The 18,305-nt window shown below is 70.8% G+C and carries 11 protein-coding genes; 6 read left to right on the plus strand and 5 right to left on the minus strand.

Annotated features, from left to right (window positions below; translation table 11 throughout):
- Nucleotide 1: 1 nt before the first annotated feature.
- Genes ACZK5D_RS06265 through ACZK5D_RS06275 form a run of 3 tightly spaced genes read right to left on the minus strand, consistent with a single transcriptional unit; the run spans nucleotide 2 to nucleotide 4,426 of the window.
- Entirely contained in the window at nucleotides 2–2,872 is a 2,871-nt protein-coding gene (locus ACZK5D_RS06265) for a UPF0182 family membrane protein (protein WP_463664664.1), read from the minus strand.
- Nucleotides 2,869–3,387, minus strand: coding sequence for a PPA1309 family protein (locus ACZK5D_RS06270; RefSeq protein ID WP_458993794.1), 519 nt, complete (start codon nucleotides 3,385–3,387; stop codon nucleotides 2,869–2,871). Before ACZK5D_RS06270 ends, ACZK5D_RS06265 begins: the two co-directional genes overlap by 4 nt.
- A complete protein-coding gene (locus tag ACZK5D_RS06275; protein WP_463664665.1) occupies nucleotides 3,380–4,426 on the minus strand; it encodes a YlbL family protein in 1,047 nt (348 codons plus the stop codon). Before ACZK5D_RS06275 ends, ACZK5D_RS06270 begins: the two co-directional genes overlap by 8 nt.
- A gap of 106 nt (nucleotides 4,427–4,532) precedes the next feature.
- Here ACZK5D_RS06275 and ACZK5D_RS06280 point away from each other — a divergent pair, with 106 nt between their 5' ends.
- From ACZK5D_RS06280 to ACZK5D_RS06290, 3 genes are all read left to right on the plus strand, one after another.
- The gene (locus tag ACZK5D_RS06280; RefSeq protein ID WP_458993792.1) at nucleotides 4,533–5,873 is read left to right on the plus strand and encodes a zinc-dependent metalloprotease; all 1,341 of its coding nucleotides are present in this window, start codon (nucleotides 4,533–4,535) and stop codon (nucleotides 5,871–5,873) included.
- A gap of 204 nt (nucleotides 5,874–6,077) precedes the next feature.
- Entirely contained in the window at nucleotides 6,078–6,239 is a 162-nt protein-coding gene (locus tag ACZK5D_RS06285) for a DUF5679 domain-containing protein (protein WP_182784204.1), read from the plus strand.
- Between the two features lie 219 nt (nucleotides 6,240–6,458).
- The gene (locus ACZK5D_RS06290; RefSeq protein ID WP_463664666.1) at nucleotides 6,459–6,977 is read left to right on the plus strand and encodes a hypothetical protein; all 519 of its coding nucleotides are present in this window, start codon (nucleotides 6,459–6,461) and stop codon (nucleotides 6,975–6,977) included.
- Here ACZK5D_RS06290 and ACZK5D_RS06295 read toward each other — a convergent pair.
- Nucleotides 6,968–8,992 (minus strand): ATP-dependent DNA helicase UvrD2, encoded by a 2,025-nt coding sequence (locus ACZK5D_RS06295; RefSeq protein WP_463664667.1) that lies wholly within the window; start codon nucleotides 8,990–8,992, stop codon nucleotides 6,968–6,970. The genes ACZK5D_RS06290 and ACZK5D_RS06295 overlap by 10 nt on opposite strands.
- A 110-nt stretch (nucleotides 8,993–9,102) precedes the next feature.
- Here ACZK5D_RS06295 and ACZK5D_RS06300 point away from each other — a divergent pair, with 110 nt between their 5' ends.
- The 3 genes from ACZK5D_RS06300 to recD are packed head-to-tail and all read left to right on the plus strand — an operon-like array spanning nucleotide 9,103 to nucleotide 16,986.
- Nucleotides 9,103–12,108, plus strand: a complete 3,006-nt coding sequence (locus tag ACZK5D_RS06300) for an exodeoxyribonuclease V subunit gamma (protein WP_463664668.1) — start codon at nucleotides 9,103–9,105, stop codon at nucleotides 12,106–12,108.
- Nucleotides 12,105–15,272 carry a UvrD-helicase domain-containing protein gene (locus tag ACZK5D_RS06305; RefSeq protein ID WP_463664669.1) on the plus strand — a complete coding sequence of 1,056 codons (3,168 nt, stop codon included), beginning with the start codon at nucleotides 12,105–12,107 and terminating at the stop codon, nucleotides 15,270–15,272. The genes ACZK5D_RS06300 and ACZK5D_RS06305 overlap by 4 nt, the downstream gene beginning before the upstream one ends.
- Nucleotides 15,265–16,986 (plus strand): exodeoxyribonuclease V subunit alpha, encoded by a 1,722-nt coding sequence (gene recD / locus ACZK5D_RS06310; protein WP_463664670.1) that lies wholly within the window; start codon nucleotides 15,265–15,267, stop codon nucleotides 16,984–16,986. Before ACZK5D_RS06305 ends, recD begins: the two co-directional genes overlap by 8 nt.
- A 6-nt stretch (nucleotides 16,987–16,992) precedes the next feature.
- Here recD and ACZK5D_RS06315 read toward each other — a convergent pair whose 3' ends face one another.
- Nucleotides 16,993–18,195 (minus strand): amino acid aminotransferase, encoded by a 1,203-nt coding sequence (locus ACZK5D_RS06315; RefSeq protein ID WP_463664671.1) that lies wholly within the window; start codon nucleotides 18,193–18,195, stop codon nucleotides 16,993–16,995.
- Nucleotides 18,196–18,305: the final 110 nt, after the last annotated feature.

Here is an 18,305-nt window from a genome sequence, read left to right on the forward strand (position 1 = left end):
ATCAGCCGAGGGCCTCCGCCGCCTCGGCGATCTTGGCCTCGGCCGCCCGGACCTTGGCCTGGTAGTCCGCCAGGTCCCCGTCGCGGAGCGCCTGGTCGGCCGCCTCGAACAGGGCCTGCGCCTCGTCCAGGAAGTTGCGCGCCCGCACCTGAGCGTCCTCGGGCACCGACGGCGCCTCCGGGTCGACGGGGGCCACGTCCGTGGGCTGTTCCCCGGTGTCGGCGCCGGCATCGCCCTGGAACACCTGGTCAAGGGCTGACTGGAGCGTCTCGCCGATGCCGATCTGTTCCCCGAAGCGCACCACGATGAACCGCAGCGCGGGATAGGCGCCCGTGGTCCCCGTCGTCTGGGTGGAGATCGGCTGCACGTACAGCAGGCCGCCGCCCAGGGGCAGGGTGAGCAGGTTGCCGTAGATCGCGGATGCGGAGGCACCCTGACGGTTGAAGGGCAACAGCTTGTCCGCCACCAGCGGATTGGTCGCGATGAAGTTGTAGGTCTGTCCCGGGCCTGCGATCTGCTTGGCATCCGACAGCTTGAGCACCCTCATCCGCCCGTAGTCCTCGGTGGTGGCATCCGCGTTGACGGACATGTACACGCTGAGGTTCTCGCGGTCCTTCGGCACGAACACGGTGGTGTTGGCGAAGTGCGGCGAGTCGTCGCCCGGCCAGCGGATGGTGAGGAAGTACGGGGGCTCCTTGAGGCCCTGCTGCCCTGCCCGGACGGGGTCGTTGGGCACCTGCCAGATGTCGGTCTGGCGGTACCAGGTGTTGGGGCTGGTGGTGTGGTAGCGGCCGAGGATCTCGCGCTGGGCCTTGAAGAGGTCCTGCGGGTACCGGAGGTGCTCCAGGAGCTCCTGGGAGATCTCGGACTTGGGCGTGATGACGCCGGGATAGACCTTCTCCCAGGTCTGCAGGATGGGGTCGTTCTCGTCCCACTCGTACAGCGTCACCGTGCCGTCGTAGGCGTCGACGGTGGCCTTGACCGAGTTGCGCACGTAGTTGACCTGCTGGCCCATGAGCAGCCTGTCGGCCGCGGTCCGGGAGTCCGAGATGGCCTGCGTCCAGTCGCTGTTGGTGGAGTTGGGGAAGCTGTCGGTGGTGGTGTACGCGTCGATGATCCAGACGATCCGGCCGTCGACCACGCTCGGGAACGGGTCCGAGTCCAGGGTCAGCCACGGAGCGGCCTCCTGGACGCGCTGCACCGGCACCCGGTCGTGCATGAGCCGTGACTCGTCGTTGACGCGGTCCGACAGCATCAGGTTGATGTCGCCGAAGCGCACGGCGAAGGCCGCGCGGACCAGCGGGTTGCCGATGTCGACGCCGCCCTCCCCCGTGTAGGTGTACAGCGACTCGGTGCGGCCCTCGCCGCCCGACGGCGTGTCCAGCTCGACCGGATCCTGGCCCTCCGGGGAGCCGACGACCACGTAGTAGTCGGTCTGCTCGCCGAAGTAGATGCGTGGCTCGTGCTCCGGGAGCGTCCCCACGGTGGGGATTCCACCCGAGAAGAACACCGGCTCGCCGTTCGCCTCGCGCTGGTTGCCGTAGGCGGCCACCATCCCATAGCCGTGCGTGTACACGGTGCGGCGGTTGTTCCAGGTGTCGCCGGACTCCACTGAGTTCAGGTCCAGCTCGCGCACCGCGACCACCGAGTCCGTGGCCTTGCCGTCGATCACGTAGCGGTCGATGTCGAGCGTCTCCGGGAAGCTGTAGTAGCCGCGCACCTGCTGAAGCTGCTCGAAGGCGGCCGGGACGACGGTGGGGTCGATGAGGCGGATGGCCGGGAGCGCCTCGGCGTCCTGGCGGAGCTGACCGGCCGAGGCCGTGGTGGTGGCCTCGTAGTCCTCGATCTCCACGTCCTCGATGCCGTAGGCGTAGCGCGTGGCCGTGAGGTTGTTGGCGATGTAGGGGCGTTCCTTCTCCTCCTCATCGGGGGTGACCTCGAAGCTCTGCACGATCCACGGGTACAGCATGGCCAGGAGCAGGGTTGAGACCACCAGCAGCGCGATGGAGGCCCCGGGCACGCTCCACCGGATCTTCCAGGCGTTGATGAACGCCAGGATGGCCACGATGACGCAGATGGTGGCGATGATGGCGGCCACGGGCACCCGGGTGGTGAAGTCCGTGTAGCCCAGGCCCGTGAAGTTCTTGTTGGGCGTGATGCTGAGCCCGAACCGGTCCAGCATCGTGTTCGCCGCGATCAGCAGCATGATGAGGCCCAGGAGGATCGACAGGTGCCGTTGGGCGCCCACCCCCGCCGCCGTGTTGCCGCGTCCCCGCAGCGCCGAGGAGTTGAGGGCGCCTGTCATGAAGTGCACCGCCAGGGCGGCGAACGCTCCGGCGATCATCGCGAACAGCAGGTACCCGACGACGAACCGCAGCCACGGCTGCGTGAAGACGTAGTAGCCGGCGTCAAGGCCGAAGTACGGGTCCGCCCAGTTGAACGGGGTGGCATGCCACCACGCCAGGAACACATCCGTCATCCCGGAGGCGGCCATGCCGCCGAGGATGCCCACCACCACGGAGGGGATGGCCATGAGGACCTTGGACCTGCGGTCCAGCGCGTCACGCAGCTGGATGAGGAACTCGGAGTCCAGGTTGGCCCTGCGCACCTTGGGCCGCAGCCGGTAGGCGATCACCATGTTGAAGAAGACGAGCGCGAACAGCAGCGATCCGAACACGACGAACAGCCCCAGCCGGGCCGCGAGCTGTGTGGTGAACACCGTCTGGAAGTTGATGCTGCGGAACCACAGGTAGTCCGTGAGCGTCCTGGAGGCGATCACCGCCACGAGCAGCAGTCCGCCCGCGATGATCACCGTCCAGAGCAGGGGCCCCCGTCCGGTGGGGGCGTCGGGGTTTGCGGTGTTGGCGCTCACGCCTCATCACTCCTGAACGTGTCTGCCAAGGCGTCCGCGAGGCCGGGGATGAGATCCTCGGCTCCCAGCAGATCCTCGGGGTTGGTCACCAGCCGCGCCAATCCATGACGCGTCCCGTCCCTGAGCACGCCGACGACGATGCGCACGTCGGCCCTCTCCGGGTGCGCGGCCACGAAGCGGGCCGCCTCGTCGGGGTCTTCTGGCAGTGCCGCCTCGTGTTCCGGCGGGAGGAAGGCGCGCTCCATCGCCAGGGCGCAACCCTCAACGGTGTCCGGCCAGAAGATCCCACGCAGGCGCTCGACCACATCCTCGGTGGCGTGGAACTCGTCCTGTTCGATCGCCGTCAGCGCGTCCGGGGTGGCCTCCGGCACCCGGCCCCGCAGTTGCGGTTCGACCTCCAGGAGCGTCCGGGTGGTGACCAGCGCGAAGAGGCGGGCCGGCTGGTCCCAGCCTGACGAGGAGACGTGTCTCTCCACGTCCATGAGACAGGCGATCAGCTTCGACGAATCAGCCACAGGTGGGCACCTCCGCGGTCTTTCCTTCGTGGTTGAGTTGGAGCGCTGCGATCGCGTCCTTGAGTGTCCCGACGCGCACCAGCTGCACGTCCGTGTCCAGGTTCCCGACGTCTGCGCAGTTGTCCTCGGGCACCAGGAACACGGTGGCCCCGTCGCGCTGGGCGCCCATGATCTTCTCGCGGACCGCGCCTATCCGGCTGACGCGCCCGTTGGGGTCGATCTCCCCGGTGCCGGCCACCACCGTCTCGTCGATGAGCGTTCCCTCGGTGATCCGGTCGTAGAGCCCCAGCGCGAAGATCAGCCCCGCGCTGGGCCCCGTGACGTTCTGATCCACGCCGAACTGCACCTGCGGCGCGTAGAGGAACCCCGTGTCGAGGCTGATGCCCACCACCGGACGGCGCGAGTCGGTGTTGCTGGCGCTCGTGGTGACGCTCACGATGCTCTCCTGCCCGTCACGCAGGACGGTGAACACCACCACGTCTCCCACCGCGTGCGTGGCCACCTGGGCGATGACGTCCTCGCGGGTCTGCATCTCGATCTCGTCGACCATCGTGATGAGGTCACCAGGCTGCAGCCGGTCTGCGCTGGGGCCGGAGAGGACGACGCTCTCCACCCTGGGGAGCTCGCTGACGGCCACCCCGGCCGCCCGGAGTGCCGCGACCGTGGCGTTGATCCGGGACTTGTCCATCATCGCCACCGCCTCGCTCTGCACCTGCGACGACGACTTTCCAGGAGGGTAGATGACGTCGCGCGGCATGGCGTCCGAGTCGTTGGCCATGAAGACGAAGACCGCCTCGGGAAGGCTGAGTGTCGAGTCCACGCGGGTGGTCGACACGGTGGTCATGAGCAACTGCCCCGTCGTCTCGAAGGTGGGGAGCCCGGACACCTGGATGACCTGGGCGCCCGTCTCTGTGGAGGCCAGCACGTCGACCGTCTGCCCTGGCCGCCATGCCACGTAGGGAACAGGGATGACCACCAGCAGCGCGGCGAGGAACACGAAGAGGAGGGAGGACACGATGGCCACCGCGTTGCGCGACACCGAGCGCTCCCTTCTGACGATTTCTCTTCACCCTAGCAAGCGGCGACAACCGGTCGCGCTGCGCTTGCACCATGGGGAAGAATGGGCGATGAGGAGGTCATGTCCAATGCCCAACCCTGACCCGTTCGGATCGTTCGACTTCGAGCAGCTGCGCAAGATGCTGCAACAGATGGGCCTTGGCGACGCGGACCAGCTCAATCTCGAGGAGTTGCTCGCCCAGGTGGCCCGGATGCAACAGTCCGGCCAGGGCCTGATGTTCGGCATGACCAACGCCGACCGGGATCCCGAGGCCGCCTGGCGGACCACCCTCACCGCGGCCAAGCAACTCGCGTCCGAGGCGGGCGCGGACCCCGAGCTCAGGGCCGAGGAGAAGGCTGCGGTCGTCGACGCCGAGCGCCTCGCCCAGGCCTGGCTGTCGCCCCAGACCACCTTCACCGAGACAGGGAGGCCCGCCCGGGCCATCACGAGGTCCGCGTGGCTGGACGAGACCGGGGACGGCTGGCGGGCTGTCATCGAGCCCATCATCGACGGGCTGGCGGAGGCGCTCAAGCGCGGGACCGTCGACGACGCGGGTGGCGAGCTGGAACCCATGGGGCGGCTCCTCGCCCCCATGATGAAGCAGTCCGCATCGTTGATCTACCGTGACCGCCTGAAGCGGGAGCTGGCCCGGGTGGCCGGGGACATCCTCACGGGCACCGAGATCGGGTTCAATCTGCTCAGCTCGCCAGGCGTTGTCATCATCCCGGCCAACGTCGCACGGTTCACGCAGGACCTGGATGCCAGCGAGCGGGACGTCACGCTGTTCCTCCTCCTGCGCGAGGCTGCCAGGCAGCGTCTGTTCCATCACGTCGCCTGGTTGTCGCCGCAGCTGAGTGCCCTACTGGGGCACTTCGCGCGGGAGATCACCATCGACTTCGACGCGATCGCCAGCCAGTTCCAGCCGGAGAACCTGCAGAACCTGTCCATCGAGGACGTTGTGGCGGTCGGCGAGTCCGTGCGGGGATCCTTCTTCCAACCCGCCAGCACCCCCACCCAGATCGAGATCCTGCAGCGCCTGGAGGTCCTGCTGGCGCTGGTGGAGGGCTGGGTGGACCACGTCGTCGGCCGCGCAACCGCGCCCTGGATGCCGAACGCCCCGCAGCTGGAGGAGGTCCTGCACCGCCGCCGCGCCTCCGCCACGCCGGTGACCAGTGTCTTCGCCGAGTTGCTCGGCCTCGACCTCCGTCCGCGGCTGGTGCGTGACGCGAAGAACCTCTGGGCCGCCGTCGAGCATCACCGCGGCGCCGAGGGCCGCGACGCCGTGTGGCGCCACCCGGACCTGCTGCCGACCGCGGGGCACCTCGCAGACCCGCTCTCCTTCGCCGCCGGGGAAGCCCGCCCCGACGAGCCGGTGGAGGACGAGATGGATGCAGAGCTGCGGCGGCTCCTCGAGGGGCCGGGGGCCTGAGCGGGGCATGCCTTGACGCGGCGGAGCGGCCCGCGCTTAACTTGCCCAGGTGAGTCCCGGTGGCTCGTTACGCAGGGGAAGGCGGAGCGAGCGGCCGGGACTCCACCGTGTCCGGCCGGTGTGTCTCGTTGTGAGCGCTCGGGGCGGCGCCTAGAGTGAACGCGGTTGCTGAAATCGGCAACCACCCCGAACAAGGAGGAAAACATGACTGCGGAGATCTGGGAAGGCTCGTTCTACTGCGTGAAGTGCAAGGAGAAGCGCGACGCGAAGGGCGAGGTCGTGGTCAATGCCAAGGGCACCAAGATGGCCAAGGGCAAGTGCCCCGAGTGCGGCACCAACCTCAACCGCATCCTCGGCAAGGCCTGAGCGGCGTAACCCGTGCCCGCTGAGGGCATTTCAATGGGGCGGTGGCCACTGTGCACCGCCCCATTACGCTGCCCCGACACCGGCCGCGACTGACGCCCCGGCTGGTCCGGGAATTCCGGGTGTGGTTCGGGCGAGACCGGTGTTGTCCGTGTGCCACGAGGTGTTGTCCGGTTCCACCAGGGTGTTCCGCCGGAGCACCCGACCCGCGAGTCTGGGCCCATGCACACCGTTCAGGTCTCCGTCGTGGGCGACCCCCTAGACACCCGCACGCTCGCCATCGCTCTTCGCCGCGCGCACCTTCACCCGGTCCCCATCACGCACGAGGCCGCACTCCGCTCCCCAGGATCGACCCTGGGCGCGAGCCTGACGCTGCTCGTGGGGCCGCCCGGCGCCCACCCCACGCTGGAGTCGGAGATCTACGAGGCCGGGCAGGGCGTCCTGCACGTGACCTGGGACTCCGAATCGGCCCAGGTGGGCCCCTTCGTGGCCCCGGGGCACGGCCCCTGCCCCGCGTGCCTCGGCCATGGACACCTGCCGGGCCCCCAGACACGAGTCGCGCACCGCGCGCTGGTGGGCTGGGCGGGCTCCCTGGCCGCGCTCCAGGCGCACGCCATCGTCCGGGGCAGCACGGACCTGGTGGCCGTCGGCTGGACCTGGCGTCTGTCGGCCCCGGGGCTGGGCGTGGTGGGCTGGGGGAAGCGCGCGGCCTGCCGAGCCCCGGGCTGCGTTCAGCCCTGATGACCGCGGATGACCTCCAGTGCGCCACCTCCGTACCGCTCCGCCTTCACCCTCCCGATGCCCGGCAGGCGCAGCAGCTCCGCCTCTGACAGGGGGACGGCCTCGGCGATCGCCTGGAGGGTGGCGTCGGTGAAGACGACGAAGGCCGGCACGGACGCCTCCTCGGCCACCGCCCGCCGCCACGCTCTCAGCGCCTCGAACAGGGCCTCGTCGTAGCTGACCTCACAGCCCTCGTGCCTGCTGAGCTTGCGTTCCGCGGCGGTGTGGAGGTGCCCGCCGCAGACCCTGCAGGTGCGTGACCGGGCGGTGGTCGCCTTCTCCTTCACCGGGCGGGCGACCGATGCCGGCCCGCTCACCTGGTCCGCGATGAACCGCGACCGCGTCGAGCCTCCCCTCCCTGCGGCCCAGCTGACCCGCAGGTCGCGCTTGGCCCTGGTGAACCCGACGTAGAGTAGCCGACGCTCCTCCGACAGGGCCGGCTCCTCCTGGCTCAGGACGAAGGGAATCAGCCCTTCCCGGACCCCGATGACGGCCACCGCGTCCCACTCGAGACCCTTGGCGGCGTGCAGAGTGGACAGGGTCACCGCGTCGGCCACCGGCGCCGCCTGCCACGAGGAGCGCTCGCGCAGCCAGTCTGCCGCCTCACCCGCGGCCCATGCGTCGTGCCTCGCCGCCTCGTCGATCACCATGCCGCGAAGTGCGCTGAGCGATTCCCATCTCTCCCGTTGCCGCCCCTGGCCGTCCGGCGCCTCCGGCCGCCACCCTGACGAGGCGAGGACGGCATCCATCACGTCCACGGCGGACGCGCCCTCGCCCCGCTCCACGTGCCTGGTGAACTCTGCGATGGCCTGACGCACCTCTGCCCTGTCGTAGAACTTCTCCGTGCCTCGGACCGAGTAGGGAATGGCGCGTTCGCTCAGCGCCGCCTCGAGGGCGGGCGACTGGGCGTTGATGCGGTACAGGACCGCCAGCTCGGACCAGCGCGTACCCGCCGCGTGCGCGTCCTTGAGCCACTGGGCGACGGCTCCTGCCTCCGAGGCCTCGTCCGGATGCCCGGTGAACGTGGGCTTCGGCCCGGACGGACGGGTGGGGGTGAGCGCGCCCGGACCACCCGGCCGCACCCGCAGGACCTTGTTGGCGGAGGTGAGGACCTCCGGAGTGGAGCGGTAGTTGCGGAACAGCCGGACGGTCTCGGCGCCGTCGACTCCCGAGGCGAAGCCCAGCAGATACGAGGCGTCCGCGCCCGCGAAGGAGTGGATGGCCTGATTGGGGTCCCCCACGACGCACACGTCCGGACGGCCGTCCACCCACAGGCTGATCAGGCGGTGCTGCAACGCCGACACGTCCTGGTACTCGTCGACGACGAAGTGACGGTACGTCTGCCGGATGGTGTCGCCGATCTCGGGGTGTTCGGTCAGCAGGACGGCGTTGCACATGAGGATGTCGTTGAAGTCCACGCTGCCCTCGGTGAGCTTCTGCTTCTCGTACAGGGCCATCGTGGCCGACACCTGGGCCGCCGACGCCCCGGCGACGGCGCGGCCACCCGCCACCTCCGGATACCTGGCGGCGGAGACGTTGCTTGTCTTGGCCCAGGAGATCTCGCTGTCGAGGTCGCGCACCAGGGCCGGCTCGGACTTGCCGAGCACCTGGTGCGCGGCACGCGCCACGAGCCCGTAGGTGTTCTCCGCCACGCGCGGAAAGGCCACGCCGTACGCCTGCGGCCAGAAGAACTGGCACTGCCGGAGCGCGGCGGAGTGGATGGTGCGCGCCTGGGCGCCGCGCACCCCCAGCGCGGCCAGGCGCGCGCGCATCTCCCCTGCCGCGCGGGTGGTGAAGGTGACCGCCAGCGTGGCCGCCGGCTGGTACCGGCCCTGGCTGACCGCGTAGGCGATTCGATGCGTGATGGCGCGGGTCTTGCCGGTGCCGGCGCCCGCGAGCACCACCACCGGGGCGTCCAGGAGCGTGGCCACGCGGCGCTGCTCCGGGTCCAGGGCATCAAGAATCTGGTCGCTCACCCCCACATTGTGGCCGCCCTCCACGACAGTTCCCAGCCGGAGACCCGTCGCGGTGTTTCTGTCGGTGCCCGCAAGTATGGTTACCCGGGATGTGAGAGGAGGTGGCGCGGATGCCGTTGACCCTTGCCCGGGGTGCCCGCCGGAGCGTGCTGCTGGACCACCTCGTCGAGCGTCTGGACGGCCTGGCGCTGGGCCCGTTCGGCACGGCGCGCGTGATCGTCGCCACGCGGGAGACGGCTCGCGTCACCAGCCAAGAGGTGTCGGCGCGGCTGGGGATCTCCGCCGGCATCGCCTACGTCACCCCCGCGGATCTCACCAGGAGCCTGGCTGACGCGGCAGGGGTCGCCGCAGAACGCTCCCGCTGGCTCGGCACACCGCTGGACATGGCCGTCCAGGCCGCCCTCGCGGAGGTGTCCGCCGGGCACCCGCTGCTGCAGGCCGCCTTCGACAGCGACGGCGCTCGGCCGGGGCGGAGGCGAGCCACGGCGGTGCGCCTCGCCCGGTTGCTCCGCAGCTACGTGGACCTGGTTCCGGATCTGGTCGCAGACTGGCTCGACGGCGGAGACCACGGGCCCGGCGGCGTGGCCCTGCCCGAGGCGGCCCAGTGGCAGCCCGCACTGGTGCGTGCGGCCGTCGCAGCCCTCGAGGTGGACCCCCTCGAGACGCTCGGCGCTGTGCTCGACGCGGCCCGGCGCGACGAGACACCCACGCTGCTGCTGGCGGTGGACCACCTCACGGCGCCAGATCTGCAGGTGCTGGGCGCGCTGGCGACGGCACGCCCCGTCACCCTCATCCAGAAGTCGGGCACCGCTGGAGAACGCTGGGCCCTCCCCCTGGCCACGCACACCGTGGATCTCCCCGGCTCTCCCCGCCCTGCGCCCATCGTGACCGTCCATGATTCCCATGGCGAGGCCCGCCAGGTGGAGGTCCTGAGGGACGAACTCACCCGAACCTTCGCCGAGGATCCCACCCTTGAGCCTCGCGACGTGGCCATCGTCTGCCCCCGGCCCGAGCGCTATGCCGCACTCCTGGACGCGGCATTCTCCCCCGGCGACGCCTCGGGGCTCCACCCTGGGCGTCAGCTCCGCGTGCAGCAGGTGGGCGGCGAGGCACCCAACCCCCTGGTTCTGCTCCTGGTGGATCTGCTGCGCCTGGGCAGCTCCCGCGCCACGGCCAGCGCCCTGGTGGAGCTGCTTCTGCGTCCAGCCATCGCGCACCGGTGGCGTCTCACGGACCGGCACACGGTGGTGGAGTTGGTCAGCGGCGCAGGGATCCGGTGGGGGCTGGACAGCGCCCAGCGCTCCCAGTTCGGGGTGGAGGACGTGGCTCAGAACACCTGGTTGAGGGGCCTGGACCGGCTGCTGGTGGGGCTCGTCGTCGCCCCGGGGGACGACGCAGGGCTGGGGTTGAGCGGCGCAGAAGTCGTCGCGGCACCGGACATGGACATCGTCGGGTCACTCTGTGAGGTCGTGTCCCGGCTGCGGCACCTCGTCGCCGCGACGTCGGACGCCGCCACCATCCCGGCCTGGGTCCAACGATGCCGGGCGGCTCTGGACTCGCTGGTCGGCCTCCCCCACGCCGACGAGTGGCAGCAGGTCGCCACGGCCCGCCTGCTCACCCGGCTGGCGACGGACCATGCGGCTGACCTCACGCCGCTGACCCGGCACGAGTTCGCACTCCTCCTCTCGGACGCGGGCACCACCTACCGCCGCCGCGCGGCCGCGGGCAACGGGTCCCTCGCGGTGCTCTCCCTGGGGGAGCTCCCCCACGTGGAGTTCCGCGTGGTGGCCCTGCTCGGGGTCACCGACGACGTCGTCCCTGGCCGCACCGGGCTCCCGGCGGACTGCATCGATCTGGGCGACGCCGCTCCCGATCCACGGGTCCGCCGCCGGGACCAGCTTCTCGACCACGCGCTCTGCGCCGAGCACCTGCTCATCGTCCGGCAGTCGCGCTCCCAGCGCACCAACGACCGGGTCGCCCTTCCCGTGGCGATCAGCTGGCTGCTGGACCACCTGGGTGCCGAGCCCGTCCCGGTCGCGCATCCCGCAACAGCCACGTCGGCGGCCAACTTCCACGCCCCGGCAAGCTTCGACTCCCCCGCCCTCGCCGGGGCGCTCGCCCGGCACGGCCGCACCTGGCTGCCCGGCCGGCACGAGCGTCGCAGAACGGCCGCCAGGACTCGGCCCGTGGGCACCGCGCCGGAGCAGGTGCGGATCGACCAGTCGGCTCAGTTCCTGGCAGACCCGGCCCGCGCCTTCCTCAAGACCGCGGCCGGCATCACCGTGTACCGGGCGACCGAGGTGAAAGACGAGATCCCCCTTGAGGCCGACGCGCTCCAGCGCTGGACCATCATGTCCGACCTGCTGACGGCCTGGAAGTCCGGGCTGAGCGGCGACGAGGTGGAAAAGGCCCTGAGGCAACGCGAGGAGCACCCTCCCCTGGAGATCGGCCGCCTGGCGTTCGAATCGGCACGCGCAGACGCCTGGTCCCTGTGGGAAGTGGCGGGAGGCGAGTGGGCCTCGGAGCTTGAGGAACATCGCGTGTCCGTGACGCTGGACCTGGCGGATCTCGGCGTGGTCCAGCTCACGGGCGATGTCCGCACCCGCGGTGGCGCGGTGGTGGCCGTCACCGCAAGCGCCGGCGACGAGCAACTCATCACCCCCTGGCTGGAAGCCCTCGCGCTGGCCGCGAGCGGCCGGGCGGCTCCGGCGCGCCTCTACCGGCTTCGGCGGTCGTACGGTGAAACGCACCCGGAATCGCTGAACCTCGCGGCGCCTGATCAGGCGGATGCCACCCGGTGGCTGGCCGCAGTCGCCCGCGCCTACACCCTGGGTCAACATCGCCTCCTGGCGGTGCCCGCCGCCCCCGCCATCCAGCTCGTCCGAGAGAACACCGCGGGCACGTTCAAGGAATCCGAGTGGTCGGGAGGGTTCCGGAGCTACCAGCAGAGGAAGTGGAACTGGCCGGCGCGGTCCTGGGAGCTGTTCTTCGACTCAGACGTGTCCGAGCTGTTCACCGACGTCCCGCTCCCCACCGACCCGGCCAACGGTTCGGCCACCGCGTTCGCGGCGTGGGCGTCCGCGCTCTACGGCCCGATGGTCAGGAGCCTGTCATGACCAGCACGTCGACCTTCGACCTCACCGGCGCGCTCCCCACCGGCACCACCCTGCTGGAGGCGAGCGCCGGCACCGGCAAGACCTACGCCATCGCCGCCCTGGCCGCCCGATACCTCGCCGAGGGCGGGCTGGACGTCAGCAGTCTGCTGCTGATCACCTTCGGTCGCCACGCCACCGGCGAGCTGCGATCGCGCGTGTTCTCCAGGCTGACAGAGACCCTCGCGGCACTGGATGAGGTCGTCGCCGGGCGGCCCCTGCCCGCAACGGCGGACGCGGTCACCGCCCATCTGGCCGCTGGCGACGCGGCCCTCCACCGCGCGCGGCTGACGGCGGCGGTGGCCCGGTTCAACGAAGTGACCATCCTCACCACCCACGCCTTCTGTTCCGCCATGCTCCACGAGCTCGGGATCCTCGGGGACTGGGATCCGGCCGACGAGGTCGGCCCGGACTCCGTGGATCTGGTCCGGCAGTGCGCGGCCGACACCTACCTGCGCCGCCACCGGAAGGACCCCTCGCCGCCCATCAAGCCCCGTTTCGCGATGGAGATCGGTGAAGCGGCCTGCATGACGTCGCTGCCGCTGTTGCCGCCGTCGGGTCCGCACCACGAGTTCGCCCAAGACGCCCGCGACCTGTACGCGCAGCGCAAGGCGCACCAGGGCCTGTGCACCTACGACGACGTCGTCGGCAGGCTCAAGCAGCTCCTCCGGTCGCCCGCCTTGGCTCCCGCCGTGCAGGCGGAGCTGCGCCGACGCTTCTCCGTGGTCCTGGTCGACGAGTTCCAGGACACGGATCCCGAGCAATGGGACGTCATCGAGCGGGCCTTCGTCTCCCAGGAGCGGGCCACCGTCCTCATCGGGGATCCGAAGCAGTCCATCTACGCGTTCCGCGGCGCTGACCTGCACAGCTACCTCGCCGCCAAGGAGGCGGCCGAGGTACACACCCTCGGCGTCAACTACCGCAGCGACACTGCGCTGGTCGAGGGCGTGCTCGAACTGTTCACGGACGCACCGCTCGGGGACGAGGCGGTGACCGTCAACCCCGTGGCCAGCGTGCAGTCCAACCGCCTGACCATGCCCGTCCACCAACGCCTGTGGCTGCGCACCGCGGTTGCCCGGGAGTTCACCTGCCACACGCCGTCGGCCGCGATCGAGGCAGACCTCATCGCCACCATCGGCAACCTCGTGCAACGCACCCGATTCACCCACCGCGGCGAGGAAGGCCGGGTGCGCTACTCGGACATCGCCATCCTGGTGCGGCGCGGCGCCCGGGCCCGACACCTGCGGAAGATCCTCGCCGACGCCCGGATACCTGCCGTCCTCACGGGCAGCCAGTCGGTGTGGACCCAGCCGGCGGCCCGGGACTGGGCCACCCTGCTGGCCGCGATGGCGGATCCGAGCCAGGCCACGATCAGGCTGGCGGCGCTCACCCCGCTCATCGGCTCGGACCTCGGTGCGCTCCTCGACGAGGACGGCGCGGAGCCGGCGCGCGTCAGCACCGTGGTGCGTACCCTCAGCCGACGGTTCACCGAGGGCGGGCTCTCGCGCGTGCTGGCGCACCTGCGCACCGCGGAGCGGCTCGACGAGCGCCTGATGCGCGAACCCGACGGGGAGCGCGATCTCGCGGACCTCAGCCAGGTGGCGGAACTCCTGGAGGCCGAGGGCCCCCGGACGCTCAGCTCGCTGCTCGCCGTTCTCGCCGAACACGCCGCGGACGAGGATGGCGCGGACCCCATCCGAGTGGCCGGCGACGAGGACGCGGTCCGCGTGATGACCATCCATGCCGCGAAGGGGCTCGAGTTTCCCATCGTGCTGCTGCCCGAGACCGACGGGGTTAGCGCCGTGCGGAACAAGCCGTTCACGCTGGTCCACAACGGGACCCGCCACCTGTACATCGGCCCGTCGCCGTCCTGGGACGAGCCCCTAGCCAAGGAACTCGACGATCAGGCGCTGGCCGAGGAGACGCGCCTGCTCTACGTGGCGTTCACCCGAGCCCAGCACTGCTGTGTCGCGTGGCACGTCGAGGGAACGGGGAACAGACACAAGCGCGGCCCGCACTCCGGGCTCCTGCGGTCCTGGGAGCGCCGGCGCAAGGGGTCGGCGGCCGGCGCGTCCTGGGTGTACGTCTCGGGGTTCCCGACCGATCCGCCCGCACCCGTGCCCGCGTCCTCTCCGCCCGCGGCGCCGCCGGATCTGAGCCTCGCGGTCTTCCCGCGGCAGATCGACCAGACGTGGCGCCGCACCTCCTACTCCGGCCTCACGCGCGACCTCCACGACCAGGCCCCCACGCACGTCCTCACGGACGAGTCCGCCGAGGTGGACGTGCCGCTACCCGCACCCGAGTCGCCCGCCCTCACCGCGCTGTCGCCGATGGACGGCCTGCCCGCGGGCGCCGGGTTCGGCACCCTGGTCCATGAGGCCTTGGAGCGCCTGGAGTGGTCGGCGGACCAACTGGAGGGCTCCTCGGCTCGGCTCGTGGCGGAGCTCGGCCCCCAGCATGCCCTGGACCCCTCGCACCACGCGGCGCTCGCCGAGGCCCTCTCCGCGGTGTGTCGGACCCCCCTTCTGCCCCTCACCCCAAGCACGCTCAGCGACCTGCCCACCGGTCGGCGCCTGCCGGAGTTGGACTTCGATCTTCCGCTGGCGGATCAAGGATCACCCGCCACCCTGCGCGATCTCGCGGCCCTCATGGCGGCGCATCTTCCGGGCACGGACCCCCTCGCCCCCTACCCGGAGCGGCTGCGGACGTCGGAGGCCGCAGACGCCGTCCTCAACGGATTCCTCACCGGGTCGATCGACGCGGTGCTGGAACTCGACGACGGACGCTTCGTCGTCGTGGACTACAAGACCAACCGCATCGCGCCGGCCGGCGAGCCGGTGACCCTCGGCCACTTCGTCGCCCCGTCGATGGCCGAGGCCATGATGCAGGCCCACTACCCGCTCCAGGCCATGCTCTACTGCGTGGCCCTTCACCGCTTCCTCAGCATCCGGCTCCCCAGCTACGCGCCGGAGCGGCACCTCGGCGGGGTCGGCTACCTGTTCGTGCGCGGAATGGCCGGACAGGAGACCCCCGTGGTCGACGGGGCATCCTGCGGCGTCATGGGATGGCGGCCCCCGGCGGCCCTTGTCGTGGCTGCGTCCGACCTGCTGGGTGGACAGAGTGCCTGAGATCCCCATCGCGGCCACCGGGGTGCTGCTCACGTTCTGTCAGGCGGGAATGCTGCGCCCGGTGGACTTCCACCTCGCTCGGCGCCTGGCCTCACTCGCCGGAGAGGCGGACCCTGAGGTCCAGCTCGCGTTCGCCCTGGCGGCGCGGGAACTGCGCCTCGGCTCGGTATGCGTGGACCTGCAGGCCGCCTCAGAGCTGCTCCCCGAGGCGGACCTCGACGACGGACTCGGCGCTGGCGCACCCACGCTGGCGTGGCCTGCGACAGCCGGCTGGGTGGCCCGGGTGGGCGCCTCCCCCGCCGTCTCCGCGCCGGACCAGGAGGGGCGCCCGTTCCGGCTCGACGGCACGCTGCTCTACCTGGACCGCTACTGGCGGCAGGAACGCCGGCTCGCCAGGGCGCTGCGGCTGCGCAGCTCGATCGCGCAGTCCGGGGACCCCTACCCAGCGGTGCCACTTGCCGAGGGCGAGGCTGCGGACCCCCACCAGGAGGCGGCGGTGGTCGCGGCGCTGTCCCACGGCACCACCGTGATCACGGGTGGACCGGGCACCGGGAAGACGAGCATCGTGTCCCGGATCTTGGCCTCGCTGGCCCCGGACGATCCCCGGGTGGCGCTCACCGCCCCCACCGGCAAGGCGGCCGCCCGGTTGCGGGCAGCCGTAGCAGCCAAGCTGGACGTCCCCCTGCGCCTCTGGGGCGGCACGCTGCACAAGCTGCTCGGAGCTCGGCCGAGATCCACCCAGGTGGAGTACGGGCCGGGCAACCCCCTCCCCTTCGACGTCGTCGTCGTCGACGAGACATCCATGGTGGCGTTGGACCTCATGGCCACCCTGCTCGCCGCCCTGGCCCCGACCACCCGCCTGATCCTCATCGGCGACCCGCACCAGCTCCGTTCGGTCGAGGCCGGCGCCGTCCTGGCGGACATCGAACAAGCGCCGTCACTGGTGGCCGCACCTGGCGGCAGCATCGAGCGTCTGCACACCAACTTCCGCTCCAACCGGGACATCAATCTGGTGGCCGAAGCCATCCTCACCGGAGACGCGGACGCGGCCCGCCGGATCATCGAAGCGTCCCCCAGCCTCGAGCTGATCCCCTTCGACGGCACGCTCGAGCCCGCCGCCCTCCCCCGGCTCCGGGAGGACCTGCTGACCAGCACCGCCGGTGTGGTGGCCGCGGCGCGGGCGGGGGACGCGGACGCGGCGCTGGCCGCCCTCTCGGCCCACCGCATCCTCTGCGGCCACCGGGAGGGACCGTTCGGGGTGGGGCACTGGGCCCGGTCCGCCCGCGCCTGGCTCGCCACTGAGATCGACGCCTACGGATTCGACACCAGGCCCTACGCCGGGCAGCCGCTGCTGATCCAGCGCAACACCGAGCTCTACCGCAACGGGGACACCGCCGTCGTCGTCAGGAGGAAGTCCGACGGCGAACTGACGGCCGTGGTGGACCGCGCCGAGAGCCCTCTGTGGGTGGCGCCGTCGCTCCTTGACGACGCGACGGACCTCCACGCCATGACCATCCACAAGTCCCAGGGCAGCCAGTTCGCACACGTCTCCGTGGTGCTGCCGCCTTCCGGATCGGCGCTGCTGACCAGGGAACTGCTCTACACGGCCGTGACCCGGGCGGAGCACGGCGTGCGCCTGTACGGCACCTGGGAGACGCTGACGCAGGCCATCGCCACCCCGGTGCGCCGGGCGAGCGGACTCGCCCGGGGCTGACGGCGGTCAGTGCGCGATGCGCACCGCAGCGATCGCGTCCGCCACGTAGGACAGGTTGCCGTCGTTCAGCGCCGCGACGCACATCCGACCCGCATCGGTGCCGTAGATGCCGTAGTCGGAGCGCAGCGCCACCATCTGGGCCTTGGTGAGCCCTGAGTAGCTGAACATGCCCAACTGGGAGGCGATGAAGCCCATGTCGGAGACTCCCCTGGCCTCAAGCGCCGCCACGAGGCCGCGTCGCAGCTGCTTGATCCTGTCGCGCATGGCGGCCAGCTCCTGCTCCCAGCCGCGACGCAGGTCGGCGTCCTGGAGGACGGTGGCCACCAGGGCCGCGCCGTGCGTGGCGGGGTTGGAGTAGTTGGTGCGGATGCAGATCTTCAGCTGCGACAGCACCCGCCGGGCCGCGTCGGCGGAGCCGGTGACCACCGACAACGACCCGATGCGCTCGCCGTAGAGGCTGAAGGACTTGGAGAACGACGTGGCGATGAAGAACTCCAGCCCGGAGGCCACGAACTTGGCCACGACGGCGCCGTCCTCCTCGATGCCGAAGCCGAAGCCCTGATAGGCCATGTCCAGGAACGGCATCAGGTCCCGCTCGCGCAGCACGTCGATGACCTGGTCCCACTGGGCGGGCGTCAGGTCGTAGCCGGTGGGGTTGTGGCAGCAGGCGTGGAGCAGCACGATCGTGCCGGCGTCGGCCCGACGCAGGTCCGCCAGCATGCCGTCGAAGTCGATGCCCTGGAGGGCCGACTCGTAGTACCGGTAGGTGTCCACCTTGAACCCGGCGCGCGTGAACAGGGCGCGGTGGTTCTCCCAGCTCGGGTCTGAGATCAGCACCGTGGCGGAGGGCTCGATCTGGCGCAGCAGGTCCGCCCCGACCTTCAGCGCGCCGGTGCCGCCGAGCGTCTGGACCGTGGAGATGCGGCCCTCGACCAGAGCGTCGGCCTCCGTGCCGAAGACCAGCGCTCGCACGGCGTCGCGGTAGGCGGGCATGCCGTCGATGCCCAGGTACCCCTTCGGCTTCGACTCCGCCGCAAGGCGCTGCTCGGCGGTGCGGACGCAGTCGAGCAGTGGGAGCTTGCCGCTGTCGTCGAGGTAGACGCCGACGCCGAGGTTGACCTTTCCGGCACGCTGATCGGCGACGAAGGCCTCGGTGAGGCCGAGAATGGGGTCTGCGGGGGCGAGTTCGACTCGATCGAACAGCGACATGGGGGCACCTCTTTCCTCGTGGGCCAGCCTAGTGGCAACGGGCACGTGTCCAGATCCGTTTCCGCCGCCCCTCGCGCGGCACGTCGAGGTGCCAGACTTCTCTGGTATCC

It is taken from the genome of Tessaracoccus yangjingae (assembly GCF_055326235.1).